At 38.2% G+C, this 13,731-nt stretch carries 15 protein-coding genes; 11 read left to right on the top strand and 4 right to left on the bottom strand.

Annotated features, from left to right (window positions below):
• Positions 1 to 22: 22 nt before the first annotated feature.
• Positions 23 to 490, top strand: coding sequence for a single-stranded DNA-binding protein (locus tag INP94_RS01675; protein WP_197543832.1), 468 nt, complete (start codon positions 23 to 25; stop codon positions 488 to 490).
• 93 nt (positions 491 to 583) lie between these two features.
• On the opposite strand, the gene INP94_RS01680 is transcribed toward INP94_RS01675, so the two are convergent.
• A complete protein-coding gene (locus INP94_RS01680; protein WP_197543833.1) occupies positions 584 to 2,131 on the bottom strand; it encodes a multicopper oxidase family protein in 1,548 nt (515 codons plus the stop codon).
• 11 nt (positions 2,132 to 2,142) lie between these two features.
• Positions 2,143 to 2,598 carry a DUF411 domain-containing protein gene (locus INP94_RS01685; protein ID WP_005612095.1) on the bottom strand — a complete coding sequence of 152 codons (456 nt, stop codon included), beginning with the start codon at positions 2,596 to 2,598 and terminating at the stop codon, positions 2,143 to 2,145.
• 869 nt (positions 2,599 to 3,467) lie between these two features.
• Here INP94_RS01685 and INP94_RS01690 point away from each other — a divergent pair.
• The 3 genes from INP94_RS01690 (at position 3,468) to INP94_RS01700 (ending at position 6,390) form a co-directional block, all read left to right on the top strand.
• On the top strand, positions 3,468 to 4,058 hold the full coding sequence (locus INP94_RS01690; protein WP_197543834.1) for a hypothetical protein: 591 nt from the start codon (positions 3,468 to 3,470) through the stop codon (positions 4,056 to 4,058).
• A gap of 224 nt (positions 4,059 to 4,282) precedes the next feature.
• On the top strand, positions 4,283 to 5,077 hold the full coding sequence (locus tag INP94_RS01695) for a formate/nitrite transporter family protein (RefSeq protein WP_197543835.1): 795 nt from the start codon (positions 4,283 to 4,285) through the stop codon (positions 5,075 to 5,077).
• Positions 5,078 to 5,316: 239 nt separating this feature from the next.
• A complete protein-coding gene (locus tag INP94_RS01700) occupies positions 5,317 to 6,390 on the top strand; it encodes a T6SS immunity protein Tli4 family protein (protein ID WP_197543836.1) in 1,074 nt (357 codons plus the stop codon).
• 142 nt (positions 6,391 to 6,532) lie between these two features.
• Here the strand turns inward: INP94_RS01700 and INP94_RS01705 are convergent, their stop codons facing one another.
• Positions 6,533 to 7,234: a glutathione S-transferase family protein gene (locus tag INP94_RS01705; protein ID WP_197543837.1), complete on the bottom strand. Its 702-nt coding sequence runs from the start codon at positions 7,232 to 7,234 to the stop codon at positions 6,533 to 6,535.
• A 98-nt stretch (positions 7,235 to 7,332) separates the two neighbouring features.
• Here INP94_RS01705 and INP94_RS01710 point away from each other — a divergent pair, with 98 nt between their 5' ends.
• From INP94_RS01710 to INP94_RS01730, 5 genes are all read left to right on the top strand, one after another.
• Positions 7,333 to 7,464 carry a helix-turn-helix domain-containing protein gene (locus INP94_RS01710; RefSeq protein WP_232087410.1) on the top strand — a complete coding sequence of 44 codons (132 nt, stop codon included), beginning with the start codon at positions 7,333 to 7,335 and terminating at the stop codon, positions 7,462 to 7,464.
• A gap of 328 nt (positions 7,465 to 7,792) precedes the next feature.
• On the top strand, positions 7,793 to 9,082 hold the full coding sequence (locus tag INP94_RS01715; protein WP_197543839.1) for an ATP-binding protein: 1,290 nt from the start codon (positions 7,793 to 7,795) through the stop codon (positions 9,080 to 9,082).
• Between the two features lie 70 nt (positions 9,083 to 9,152).
• The gene (locus tag INP94_RS01720) at positions 9,153 to 10,553 is read left to right on the top strand and encodes an SIR2 family protein (RefSeq protein ID WP_197544256.1); all 1,401 of its coding nucleotides are present in this window, start codon (positions 9,153 to 9,155) and stop codon (positions 10,551 to 10,553) included.
• A 2-nt stretch (positions 10,554 to 10,555) separates the two neighbouring features.
• Entirely contained in the window at positions 10,556 to 11,044 is a 489-nt protein-coding gene (locus tag INP94_RS01725; RefSeq protein ID WP_197543840.1) for a TIR domain-containing protein, read from the top strand.
• 16 nt (positions 11,045 to 11,060) lie between these two features.
• A complete protein-coding gene (locus INP94_RS01730; protein ID WP_197543841.1) occupies positions 11,061 to 11,687 on the top strand; it encodes a TIR domain-containing protein in 627 nt (208 codons plus the stop codon).
• Between the two features lie 26 nt (positions 11,688 to 11,713).
• Here INP94_RS01730 and INP94_RS01735 read toward each other — a convergent pair whose 3' ends face one another.
• Positions 11,714 to 12,604, bottom strand: coding sequence for a LysR family transcriptional regulator (locus INP94_RS01735; protein ID WP_197543842.1), 891 nt, complete (start codon positions 12,602 to 12,604; stop codon positions 11,714 to 11,716).
• A 176-nt stretch (positions 12,605 to 12,780) separates the two neighbouring features.
• Between INP94_RS01735 and INP94_RS01740 the strand changes: the two genes are divergently transcribed.
• Entirely contained in the window at positions 12,781 to 13,359 is a 579-nt protein-coding gene (locus INP94_RS01740; protein WP_197543843.1) for an NAD(P)H-dependent oxidoreductase, read from the top strand.
• A 127-nt stretch (positions 13,360 to 13,486) separates the two neighbouring features.
• The gene (locus INP94_RS10775; RefSeq protein ID WP_232087412.1) at positions 13,487 to 13,663 is read left to right on the top strand and encodes a hypothetical protein; all 177 of its coding nucleotides are present in this window, start codon (positions 13,487 to 13,489) and stop codon (positions 13,661 to 13,663) included.
• Positions 13,664 to 13,731 lie beyond the last annotated feature (68 nt).

Consider the following 13,731-nt stretch of genomic DNA (forward strand, 5'->3'; position numbering starts at 1 on the left):
TTTCTAAAATATAGAGGATTCTATGGCAGGTATTAATAAAGTAATCATCGTGGGTAATTTAGGTAATGATCCTGAAATCCGCACGATGCCAAATGGCGAAGCAGTAGCAAATATCAGCGTGGCAACAAGTGAAAGCTGGACAGATAAAAACACAGGAGAACGTCGTGAAGTCACCGAATGGCACCGTATCGTGTTATATCGTCGTTTAGCGGAAATTGCGGGTCAATACTTACGCAAAGGTTCACAAGTTTATGTTGAAGGTCGTTTAAAAACCCGTAAATGGCAAGATAACAATGGCCAAGATCGTTACACTACTGAAATCCAAGGTGATAACTTACAAATGTTAGGTAGTCGCAATCAAGAGATGGGCGGTTATGCACCTGCACAATCAGCACCACAACCAAGCTATCAATCTCGTCCAGCACAATCTGCGCCAGCACCACAAGCTGAGCCACCAATGGATGCATTTGATGACAACATTCCATTCTAAATTGTATTAATACAAGATTATCAATACGCAGTGGGATTTTCGCGATTTACAAATTTTCACGAAAATCCCTCTGTTTTTTATGGTTAGATACCACTATTCCACTTTAAACATCCCCATCATACCGAGATTTTCATGTTCCAAAATATGGCAATGGTACATTTTCAACCCAGTGTGTCCTTGCTTAAAGCGAATAATCACTTTTTCATAAGGGCGCAAATTGACTACATCTTTTAACGCCCTGCCTTCTGGCTTGAAGGTTTTGCCGTTTAATGTATGTTGAATCACTTCAAATTGAGTGCCGTGCAAATGGAACGGATGATCCATATGGCTTTCATTGAAAATTTCCCACTGTTCCACTTCATTCAATTTGGCAACAAAATCAATACGGTTCATATCAAAGGTTTGACCGTTGATTAAGAACATACCATTCATCATTGGTGGAATAGGGTTGTCCGTTGGTGTTGTAGTAGCGTGATGTGTACCTTGATTCATCATTGGCATATTCGTATGGTTCATCATTTTTTCACTAAAGCGAATTTGGCGAACCTGCTTTGGCTCATCCCAGTTAGGGAAGGACCTTAAGCTTTCAGGTAACTGAACAGGTTCTGATTTCACCTGAATTGTGGCTAAAGTGAGATCTTTAGGCTGTTCTTGCACCATCATCTTACGGCGATCATAATAACCGCTTTGTAAATTGACTGTTCCTTGCGTTTCACCCACCATAATCACTTCAACGCGTTCGGCTGGTGTAAGTAGCAGTTCATCAACAGGCGAGCGAGGTTTTTCAAGTAAACCACCTTCGGTACCCACCACAATCCATTTCACCCCTGGAATGTTTAAACGAAAATAACGAGCGCTAGTGGCATTCCAAAGACGGATTCGTTCATTCGTTTTCACTTGAATCTGGGGCTGATATTGACCGTTGATTAACACAAATTCACCCTCACGACCGTTCATCCAATCTAACATCGTGTTTGCTGGAATGGTGCCATCGGCATTTAAACGCAGATCGGAAATCACCCAATGTTGTTCAGGAAGGTGTGCAAGCGGATCATTTTTCGCTTTAACAACGAAAGTGCCTGCTAAGCCTTTATAGACTTGTTCGGAAACATGGTCATGTGGATGAGGGTGGTACCAATATGTCCCAGCACTGCCTTGAGGTAGCGTAAAGCGATAGACTTTTTTCCCTTGCGGTTCAACCATATCCATCGGGTTACCATCCGCTTCATTTGGTACATCTAAGCCGTGCCAATGTACTGTTGAGGGTTGTGGTAGGTGATTGATAAATTCAATTTCTACGGCATCGCCTTCAAATACTTCAATTTGTGGCCCTGGTAGTTGTCCGTTATAAGCCCAAAATTCCGTTTCTTTATTGTCTGCGAGGCGAATTTTAATTGGCTCTGCTTTTAAAGTGGCTTTGAACAGTCCTGCTTGAGTCGATTGATTAGCAAGTTTTGGTAATATCCCATTAAGCGATAAACCTGAAGGCATTGCCTCAGTTGGCATTAGGCCAGTAGGTACTGAATGCATCATCGCCATATTGCCATGTTGTGCGTGGTTCATCATATTCGCAAGGCTATAAAGCGAGCTACTGGCTAAGCTAATTCCAATTCCATAACGTAAAAAATCTCGACGTTTCATTCTTTCCCCCCCTATTGGTTATAGGATTTAAACACTTCACTTTCACCGTTTTTCTTAATCAAAACAACATCATAAGGATCTTTGCGTCCGCCGTATGCTTCACCGTCCATACCTGGTGAACCAATTGGCATTCCCGGTGCAGACAAGCCTATTGCATCGGGTTTTTCTGCGAGTAAACGTTTGATATCCTCAGCAGGTACATGTCCTTCAATCACATAGCCATCAATCACGGCTGTGTGGCAAGAAGCATGTTCATATTTAATGTTAAAGCGCTTATGAGCATCATAATTGCCTGTTTCGTTGACTTTAACCTCAAAACCGTTTTTCTGCATATAGCTGATCCATTCATTACAACAGCCACAAGTCGGGCTTTTCCACACTTCCATAGAAAGTGTTTGTGCTTGAGCAAAAGCGGTTATGCCTAAACTTAAAAGCAACAATGAGCGGGTGAATTTATGTAATTTCATAAGATGTCCTTATTTTTTATTGAGATCGAATGGACATCATGTTAAAGCTTAACCTAGGGTTAAGCTCAAGGGATTTGAAAAAATAATTTGCAAATTTTTCTCAAAATCCTACCGCTTGTTTTTCAATATGTATGAAATCTTTACTATAATACAGTCTCATTACTCAGGAGTAATAATGCACACATTCCATCCCAAATCACTTGTCTGGACAAGAGAGCCGCAAGCTTTTGAAATATCAGAAAATAAAATAACCATCACCACAGTACCACATACGGATTTAAAGCAGTCAATGTGTTTTTGCGTGAACACCCCAATTTAAACATTCATTAGGTATAATAATAAAAACCTTAAACAGAATATCATAGCAAAATGAATTTAAAACCAGTTAAAAATCAAACTTCCCAATACGAAGAGTGGGCAAGAGAAAAAGTCAAAAAAGCTATATCCCCAACCTGAAGAACGGGGCTTTACGGCGCAAAAATGGTAAATTTGACTGGTTAAAAATTGAAGGCAAAATAAGTTATTTTAATTTGCAAACACCCAAATCCTGCATAATTTTGGAGATTTTTTACAAATTATTCATATAACATTGTTTTATGAAGAGAGACCTTTCATTGAAAGGTCTCTTTTTTATCTCTCATTTTGACATCAATTATTCGTGCGCCTTATCTCACTCAAGCACTAAAACGCAATAAATACTCAATTTATTGCACAACATCCGAATTTAATATATCTTTATTTGAATACTGGAAAATAGTATAGATATCAAGGAGAACATTTCTTAGATGGGCAACATCACTCGAATCAGGAAAAAGAAAACGATGTATCTTTGCTTTATTTCCTTTGAACATCTTCAGGAGTAAGAATATATGGAAAATTTTAAACAAATTCTTTCGAAATTATCTGTTATTTTTTTATTGTTCTATTCGCAAAATATATTTTCCATGACACAAACAGAAATCCAATTGGAAAAAGCCTATTTAGCAGAAATGATTGATATGGCATCTGAAATTATGGAGAAAAAACAATCTGTTGATCCTGATTCATTGCAATATAAACGTAGGAATATCAAGGTTCTTACTCATACAAACATGAAAAACGGTTATACAAGCTACACTTTGGAAAAATCAAAGGTTCATTTGGTTGTACCTAAAGAGTTAAAACAGAATACGAAACTTAATCTCTATTGGGATGAAAGCAAAGGTTCAATAAATATCCTATTTGACAAAGATGAATTGACAAAATACTTTCATCTGAATCTTAAAAAAAGTGAGGAAAAATCAGAAACACTGAAAACGGTTTTTGATGAGACCACATATTTTTTCACTTCCTATGAGTTTTCTATCGATAAATACCCTAACGTTACCGTTGAGTTTCGTCTCTACCATTCACCCGGTACGACATTCAGATTGGACTACCCGACTGAATTTACGCGGATTTTGATTTATAGAAAAATGTAACAGACGATGTTTCCTTATACCGTTTCTAACTTGGGCAACATTGTTCCACCACCGACCGCACTTTGCCCCCCTCAAAAAAAAGAACCTAGACACCTAATTTTAGGTTCGGATTATTATTCAATTTCGTTATAACTAAAAATCAGTACATATATTTAACAATTCTTTCGTTTTTGCTATGTGCTTTGCTACATTTTTACCGTCTTATTTTCACTAGAGGTACAACTATGCAGCATCGCGATCTTTATCCCCACGAAATCTTACAAGATGTTATTGATAAAAGTTATGCTAAGTCGCAAGGACACTTAAAAACACTCTCTATTTTAAGTTTTTTAGGTGGCGGCTATGTGAGTTTTGGTTATATGGCCTATTTAAAAGTCGTGAGCGGCATTCCTCCAGAGTGGAGTGGACTATCAACATTACTTGGTGCAGCCGTGTTTCCTATTTGTTTGATTTGTATTCTAATCGGTGGTGGTGAATTAGCCACGGGAAACATGATGATGATGGCATTAGGCCGTTTAACCAAAAGAGTAAGCCTTAAAAAATTATTTCGTAACTGGATTGTCGTGAGTTTGGGCAACCTTCTCGGTGCGCTGTTTATGGCCTATTTCTTAGGGCATTATGTCGGTTTATCAGAAGGTGCTGCTGCCGCTAAAACCATCGCGATTGCCGAGGCTAAAGTGCAAATGGATTTTGGTCGTGCCTTTGTTTCAGCTATTGCCTGTAACTGGATGGTCTGCATGGGTATTTGGTTCTATTTTGGCGCCAAACAAACCTCCGGTCGTATCCTAGCCATATGGTTCCCTGTGATGATTTTTGTGCTTATCGGATTACAACACTTTGTCGCCAATATGTTTATTATTCCTGCCGGGATTTTTGCTGGTGCTAATGTGACTTGGAGCCAATTCTTCTTCAATATGATTCCTGTCTTTTTAGGCAATGTTACCGGTGGTGCAGCATTTGTCGGTGCATCTTATCTTTACGCCTATCGTCACTTATTAAAAGAAGATTATTGTATTTAGTAAACGAAAATCTGCCCGCACTTTGGCGTGAAAAAGGTCTTTTGAAATGTCAAAAGGCCTTTTATTCTCTCTAAAATGTATTGAATCCCCTTTTAATTAACCTCTCTTGAATAGTGTAAAGTTGCACTTTACATTAAAAGCATGTAAACTCATCTATTAAGAGCAATATGGAAAGAAAAACGTTAGCAAAACTGCCATATTATTTAGCATTCTCAAATTTACAATAAGGAAGAAATCACATGCCGAAGATAAAAATTTCTAGACTGATGTTTTATAGCACTGTTTTGACTAGTGTTATGTTGTCTTCTTGCAGTCAACATCCCCAAACCCACTCAGCAGTAGAAAATACAGCAAGCAATTATGCTCAAAATGCGGCAACGTATTGGACTGAGCAGCCATTTTGTAGTGGGCGTTACCAAATTAACTTACCAGCTAACCGTATAAGTGGGACTGGTTGGCTTCGATATAATGGTTGGCAGATAAGAGTGCGACCAGATTATTGGAATAAATCAGTAGAGTTGGCATCAAAGATCCAGAAGCTAGGTCATAATGGCAGTGATATTTTTATAGAAAACCGTACAATCGTTCCTAATAAAGCGATAGCTATGGTGACACAGGCTCCTGGTTCATGGGATAGCCCATTATTAACTCAGGTAAATGGAATGCTTTATAATCTTGATTTTAGGTTCAAATTAAGTAAGAACGATGCCTATACGGTTAGAGCTTTTGTACGCATTATGCCTGTCAACGGCAAAGCTCCCCCAAACCTGAAACAGCTGGAAAAACGTAAAGTTGACGAAGCTATTGGGCATATACGGAATGATTTTTTCGACAAATTGAGAGATCGTAAAGATACTGAAATGCCACAGCAACAAGGTGTCTGTTTAACAGAGGGATTTATTGCTGATAAGGGAACTGAGCCGTTTTTTGGCAGTGCAGGCATCAAAATCAAAGACTATAAAGACGTTTATGCCGAACTAACGACGGGTGGCTCTTTGGAGGAAGGTGATAAACCGTTATTAGAACGCGATCTTTTCACTAAAGATAGTGGTTTGGATAAACTCTTCTCGTGGGCGAAATACAGCACCATCCGCAAAGGAAAACGCGATATTAATGGTATGACCGGCAGTGAAAAACTGGTTAAGTGGCAGGGAAATCGATATTTATTTATCTGGGAAAAAGATGATGGCAGTGTGAGATTTAAGATGACTTTCGGTACCAATAAGAAAAATGCCAAAGCTTCGCCACTCAGTGAGAAAGAGGCTTTAACTGCTTGGGATGCAATATTGCCAACATTAAAAAAAAGGCTTTAAATAAGGGATTACTACAGTTAAGTTAAAGTAAAAATACAAGCGGTCATCTTTTAAAGAGAATTTGCAAAAATACCTGAAAACCTGACCGCACTTTCACATAAAAAAGCCGTCTGAATTTTCAGACGGCCTTTTATTTCTTGCTTTATTCTCCAAATACTGCCCGATCAAAGCGTTCAATATAGGCGACTAAATTTGCTTTGGTTCTTGCATATAGCGCAATTTCAGTGTCGATGGGGGTAAGAATCAGGTTTGCAACAACAGGCACGATGGACACATCAACGGAGGTTAATTCTTCGCCGAAAAAGTAGGATTTTGTGCCTAAGTAGTTGCTAATGGCGTCTAAATCTCCTTTTCCGAAGGCGTAAATATCGGATTGCGTGTGTCTTCCGATACCATGTCCGTACATTTCTTTTTTCGCGTTTTCCTGTAACACAGCAAAAATCGCTTCGGCTTGTTCGATCGGCATGCCATCAAACATTGCCTTCATCATAAATGGTTTGCTGAGAGGATCGACGAAACGGTTATATACGACCATCCAATATAAATGTTCTTCTGTCATACGGCGAAAGGCTTCAGCAATCGCTTTTTGTTCAGGCGTTAAATGTTTATCTAAATCAATGCCGTAGGTTTCGGTTAGATAACGCTGAATGAGAGAGCTATCAGGGATCAACTTCTCGCCATCTTGCAATACCGGAACTTTGCCTTTAGGCATTTTGCTAAGATCGGCAACATATTCTTTTTCGAAATCTAAGCTGGATAAACGCAGCATCGCTTCAGTTTTCCAAACGAAAGGTGATGAACTGCGAATTTTACCTTCACCGGGTAAAGTAAATAATTTAAGCATTTTGTTCTCCTTTCATTATTTGTTATTCAAATATGGTTCTACTATACTCCAAACAGCCGGGAAGTTCAAAACAAATACCGGATGTGGCGAATTTGGGCATGACTGCCAGCGCAATCAGTCAAGCCATTCACAAGCTGGAAAATTATTACGGCGTCAAATTGCTTAACCGCACCACACGCAGCCTCACGCCGACAGCATCTCGCGCCCATTGGCACAATGGCAAACCTTGATTTGTGCTTCCCCAGACTATTTGCACAAACTCCTCACCCGCACCCTTTACGCCACCACCGCACATCGCACCCAATCAGCAAAAGTACGCACTGTATTGGATTGCTTCATGCGTTGTTTTGGTGAAGAAAAGGGATTGATAAAAAGTGCTGAAAATTGACCGCACTTTTTTCTAAAAGACCGTCTGAAAAAAACTATCTTTTGCTTTAAAAAGTGAGCAAATTAACATTTTTTTCATTGAAAAAGCGTGAAAATATAAACTTATATAGTTAGAAAAAGTGTGTGCTGTACTGTATAATAAGCCAACATCCCTTGTTTTAGAGAGGCATTATGCAGCGTAAAATCATACAATCCTTAGAAAAGTGGAAGCACAAAACAAACAGAAAACCATTAATTATTCAAGGAGCAAGACAGGTAGGAAAAACCTGGGCTATGAAACACTTTGGCGAGCAATCATTTGAAAAAGTGGCGTATATCAACTTTGATAATAACCCTCGCATGAAAACGCTATTTTCTGGCGACTATGATATTGATCGCTTAATGCTCGGTTTGAAAATTGAAAGCGGTATCGATATTCAAGCAGAAAACACCCTGATTATTTTTGATGAAGTTCAAGAAGTCCCGCAAGCATTATCTTCACTCAAATATTTTTACGAAAATGCACCTCAGTTTTATATCGTCGCGGCAGGCTCATTGCTTGGGGTGTCACTACATCATCAAGTCTCTTTTCCTGTTGGCAAAGTGGACTTTCTACCACTTTATCCCATGGATTTTCATGAATTTTTAACCGCACTTGGCAAACAAGATTTGGTGAAATTGCTTGAGCTGAAAGACTGGTCGTTAATTTCAGCCATGAAAACCACCTATATTGATTTACTCCGTCTATATTATTTTGTGGGCGGTATGCCCGAAGCGGTAAAAGTATTTATCGAAACACAAAATGTCGATGAAGTGCGCCAAGTACAACGTAATTTATTGATGGCGTATGAACAAGATTTTTCCAAACATATTCACGATGGCCAAACCGTGCAAAAAGTGCGGTCAATTTGGGCTTCCATTCCTGAACAGCTTGCCAAAGAAAATAAAAAATTTATCTATGCTCAGCTACAAAAGGGGGCGAGAAGCAAAGACTATGAAATTGCTCTGCAATGGCTAAAAGACAGCGGCTTAGTGCATAGCGTGCCTCGTGTGAAGAAACCACATTTGCCGCTTTCCGCTTATCAAGATAACGCCTTTAAATTGTATGGCTTAGATGTGGGATTGCTTGCTGCACAAAGCAATTTGGATGCCAGCGTACTGCTAGAAGATAGCCGTATTTTTACCGAATTTAAAGGCGCTTTAACCGAACAATATGTCTTGCAACAACTGATAGCTACGCAAGAAAATCCCGTTTTTTATTGGGCAACTGAAAAAGGCACGGCAGAGGTCGATTTTGTTGTGCAACGTAAGCAAGCTGTGATTCCGATTGAAGTCAAAGCAGAAGAAAATTTAAAAGCGAAAAGTTTGAAAGTGTATGTAGAACAATTTCAGCCTGAGCAAGCAATTCGCTTTTCAATGGCGGATTATCGGGAACAGGATTGGCTGGTGAATGTGCCGTTGTATGCTACATATTTTATTTAAAAAGCTTGAAAAAGTCCTATTTATCTATATTTCAAGAAAAGTTATCAAACAAAAGAATGAAGAGAGAATTATGAACAAAAAACAGTTTATACGAGAATTGGTTAATGAACTATCTGCAAATAATTTAGCAATTTTTGCTGGGGCTGGATTATCTGTTGCTGCTGGATTCGTGGATTGGAAAGGGTTGCTTAAAGATTTAGCTGAAGAATTAGATTTGAATATTGACAAGGAAGAAAATGATCTAATTTCCTTAGCACAATACTACATTAACGAAAAACAGGGTAATCGTTCTAAAATAAATCAAATCATTTTGAATGAATTTTCTCAACAAGCAGTTCTAACGGAGAACCATAAAATTTTAGCTAGATTACCTATAGATACTTTTTGGACAACCAATTATGATTCAATGATAGAGAATGCTTTAAAAGATGCGGGGAAAGTTGTAGATATAAAACATTGTATAGAACAACTCCCTACATCTGTTCATAAGAGAGATGTTGTAGTTTATAAAATGCATGGTGATGCTTCTCTGCCAAACCAAACAGTCTTAATTAAAGATGATTATGAAAAATTTCATTTGACAAGAAATGATTTTTTTACTGCTCTGCGTGGAGATTTATTAACTAAACGTTTTCTGTTCTTAGGGTTTAGTTTTTCCGATCCTAATATTGACTATATCTTGAGCAGAATCCGCTCATCATATAACGAAAATCAGAAAGAACATTTTTGTATTCTTCGCAAAGTTCAGAAATCACCTGAAGAAAATAAAGCAGACTTTGAATACAGAGAGCGTAAACAAAAACTATTTATCAATGATTTACAAAGAGTAGGGATTAACGTTTTATTGGTTGACAGATATGAGGAAGTTACGGAGATTTTACGTGAGGTGGAACAAACACAAAAACGTAAAACCATCTTTATCTCAGGTGCAGCAGAAGATTATTCTCCTTACTCTCAACAAGACGTTGAAGAATTTGTTTCTTCTCTTTCTCAAGAGATTTTAAAACTAGGGTATCGTATTGTTACAGGTTTTGGATTGGGAATAGGTAGTTCAGTTATTTCAGGATCGATAAAATATCTTACAGAACAAAATTTAAAAATAGATGAGGACTATTTGATACTTCGTCCATTTCCTCAAAATAAAGAAGGTAAAGAATTATGGTCTGCTTGGCGTGAAGATATGATTTCTTATGCTGGTATCTCTATATTTCTATTTGGAAATAAATCACAAAATGGAGAGATAATTCTATCAAATGGCATGCAAGAAGAGTTCGATATTTCCAAAAGAAATAACAATGTCTTAATTCCCGTTGCTAGTACAGGAAATATGGCAAAAAAACTTTGGGAAGAAGATATGGGTAAGGAGTGCTCTGAAAATATTGAAACTGAAATGCAGGCACTATCTAAAGAAAATATTCCGTTAGATGAATTAAAATCTAATATTTTGTCAATTTTAAAAAAGGTTAAATAATTATGATGAGAAAAGTATTTTATAGTTTTCATTATGAAAAAGATGTTTTCCGTGTTCAACAAGTAAGAAATATTGGAAAGCTAGAAGGCAATCCACCTGCGACACCTAATACTTGGGAAGAAATAAAAAGGAAGGGAGATAAAGAAATACAAAAATGGATTGATGAAAATTTAGCTGGTAAAAGCTGTTTGGTTGTTCTGATTGGAGAAGATACAGCTAAACGAAAATGGGTAAAATATGAAATTAAAAAGGCTTGGAATGAAGGGAAAGGTGTATTGGGTATCTATATTCATAACCTAAAAGATCCAAAAAGTGGTAAATGTGAAAAAGGAAGAAATCCATTTGAGCAATTTGAATTTGAAGATGGTTCTAAATTATCTAATATAGTCAATTGTTATGACCCTAAATCTTCAGATGCCTATAATGATATTGCAGACAATATAGAAGAATGGATTGAAAAAGCAATTTCTATCAGAGAAAAATATAAATAATTTAAGGGAATTTATCATGGGAAATAAAGTATTTATTTCATACAAGTATTCTGATGATTCAGTGAAACAATTAAGACCACATGACTTTTTTCATGTAACAACTACCCGTGATTATGTGGATATTATTCAAAATAAATTTGATCGAGATGGAATTCATATTAATAAAGGTGAAAAGGATGACGAGAGCTTAGCAGACTTTAAAAGTGAAACTATCCGCTCAAAGCTGGCAGATAAAATCTTTGATAGTTCTGTTACCATTGTTCTTCTCTCCCCTAATATGAAAGATTTTTGGAAAGTAGAGAAAGATCAATGGATACCTTGGGAAATTGCTTATTCATTAAAAAGTAAACGACGTTTAGATAACAGGAGCAAGCGTAATGCAATTTTGTTAGTAGTCTTACCTGATCGATGTGGAAATTATGATTATGTAAATTCATACGGATTTTATTTTGATATTATTCAAAAAAACTTAAATAACCTTCACACTCCATATATTGCATATAAACTAAGAAATAGTTGCTCTGATTCATATATGTTGCAGTGTAATTGGGATCAGTTTATTTCTAATCCAAATGCTTGGATAGACGCTGCAATAGAAATTAGAGATAAAGGAGACAAATATAGTATCGTAGTAAGACCTTAGTGCATATCCAAAAGCCGTCTGAAATTTCAGACGGCTTTTACTTTTAGCGTATCCACGATCAATTTAAACACATTGGAATGCCCGCGGCGGCTGGGGTAATAGAGGTAAAGCGGTTCGTAAGTCATAGCATACTCAGGCAACAGCTCGACCAGGTGCCCCGAATTGAGTGCATCTGCGACGATAATATGTGCTATCCACGCAATGCCAAGGCCGTCTGAAACGGCTTGCAGACGCAGATGATTGTTGGTGGAAAACTGCGATTTGGGTGTGAACGTAATCAGCTCTTTTTTGTATTGGAATTCCCACTGCATCTCCGTGCCGTGTTCAGCGGAGAGTTTTATGCCGATAAGGCGGTGTTGTTGCAGATCATCAATATTTTTCGGTGAACCATGTTGCGCCAAATAATCGGGCGAGGCAACCAATACCATTTTGAGCGGTGCGGAAATTGGCACCGCAATCATCTCTTTCGCTACCTTGTTACCTAACCGAACGCCCATATCAAATCCTTCTTTCACAATATCTGCCCAACGATCGTCCACCACGATTTCCAAGCGGATTTTCGGGTATTGGTTCAAAATCGGCTTTAATTTTGGATACAACACGGCTTCCGCTGCCATTGCAGGGGCATTGATGCGAATCAATCCTGATGGCGTATTCAAAAAATCATTTAATGCATCGACTTCTTGGTTTATGGCTTGATAAAGTGGGGAAAGTTGGTCGAAAAGCTGCTGCCCGGCTTCGGTCAGCGACACATTGCGTGTAGTGCGGTTGAACAGACGCAGGTTCAGCCGTGTTTCTAAATTTTTCATGCTGTGGCTCAACGCCGAAGAAGAAATCCCCAAAAGTTGCCCTGCTTTCACAAAACTCTGCGTTTGCGCCAGTGTTAAAAAATAATTCAGTTCGTTAAAGTTCTGCATTTTCTCTTTAAACTCTCTTTTATTAGTGAATTTAATTCATTACATCATAAAGCTAAACCCTATTTATCTCAATAAAAACAAATCATAAAATGACTGCACTTTCATGAGAGTAAACAGAAGACAATATCCGTAAACATCACATCCTTTTTTATAAATTATTTATTCTAAGAGTAAAAATGAACATTTTATTATTAAACGGTGGTAAAGAATTCGGCCATTCGCATGGTGAGTTAAACAACACGCTTCACAAAAAAGCAAAAGAAGTTTTGACCGCACTTGGACACAATGTAAAAGAAACTGTGATTGATGCTGGCTATGATATTGAGGCAGAAATCGAAAAATTCTTGTGGATGGATGCCGTGATTTGGCAGATGCCTGTTTGGTGGATGCACGAGCCTTGGACAGTGAAAAAATACATAGACGAAGTATTTATCGCTGGACACGGCAAGCTTTACCACAGTGATGGCCGTCATCGAGTCAGCCCGACCGAAGGATTTGGCACAGGTGGTTTGTTGCATGGTAAAAAACACATGCTTTCGCTTACTTGGAATGCGCCGATTGAAGCGTTCACCCGTGAAGGCGACTTCTTTGAAGGCAAAGATGTGGATGCTGTGTACATGCCTTTCCACAAACTCAACGAGTTCATCGGTTTGACCCGTCTACCGACATTTACATGTAACGATGTAGTTAAAAATCCACAAGTAGAACAATACTTCGCAGACTACCAAGCACATTTGAAAAAAGTGTTTGGTTAATGATAAAACATCAACTTGAAGCGGTGGGCTTTGCCCACCATTTTGTCAGTCGCTAATTGGTACGAAATATGGCAAATCCGTGGCGCAAGTGATTACCCGCTGACTGGTGGAACGCGACATCATCGTGTTGGCAAAATCCACCAAACCCGAACGCATGGCGGAAAACCTGAATGTCTTTGATTTTGCTCTCAGCGAGGAAGACAAAGCAGAAATTGCCAAACTGGATGGCTCGTTCGCTGCCATCGTCAATCACGACACGGTGGATAATTTGAAACGTATCGCTTCATGGAAAACGGGTGCGTAAGTGTAGCGAGAGTAGTAGAGAAAATCTAAACGGCTCAAACTGCTTTCTTGTTTTCATTTCGTTGAAAG

The organism is Haemophilus parainfluenzae (genome assembly GCF_014931395.1).
GTDB lineage: Bacteria > Pseudomonadota > Gammaproteobacteria > Enterobacterales > Pasteurellaceae > Haemophilus_D.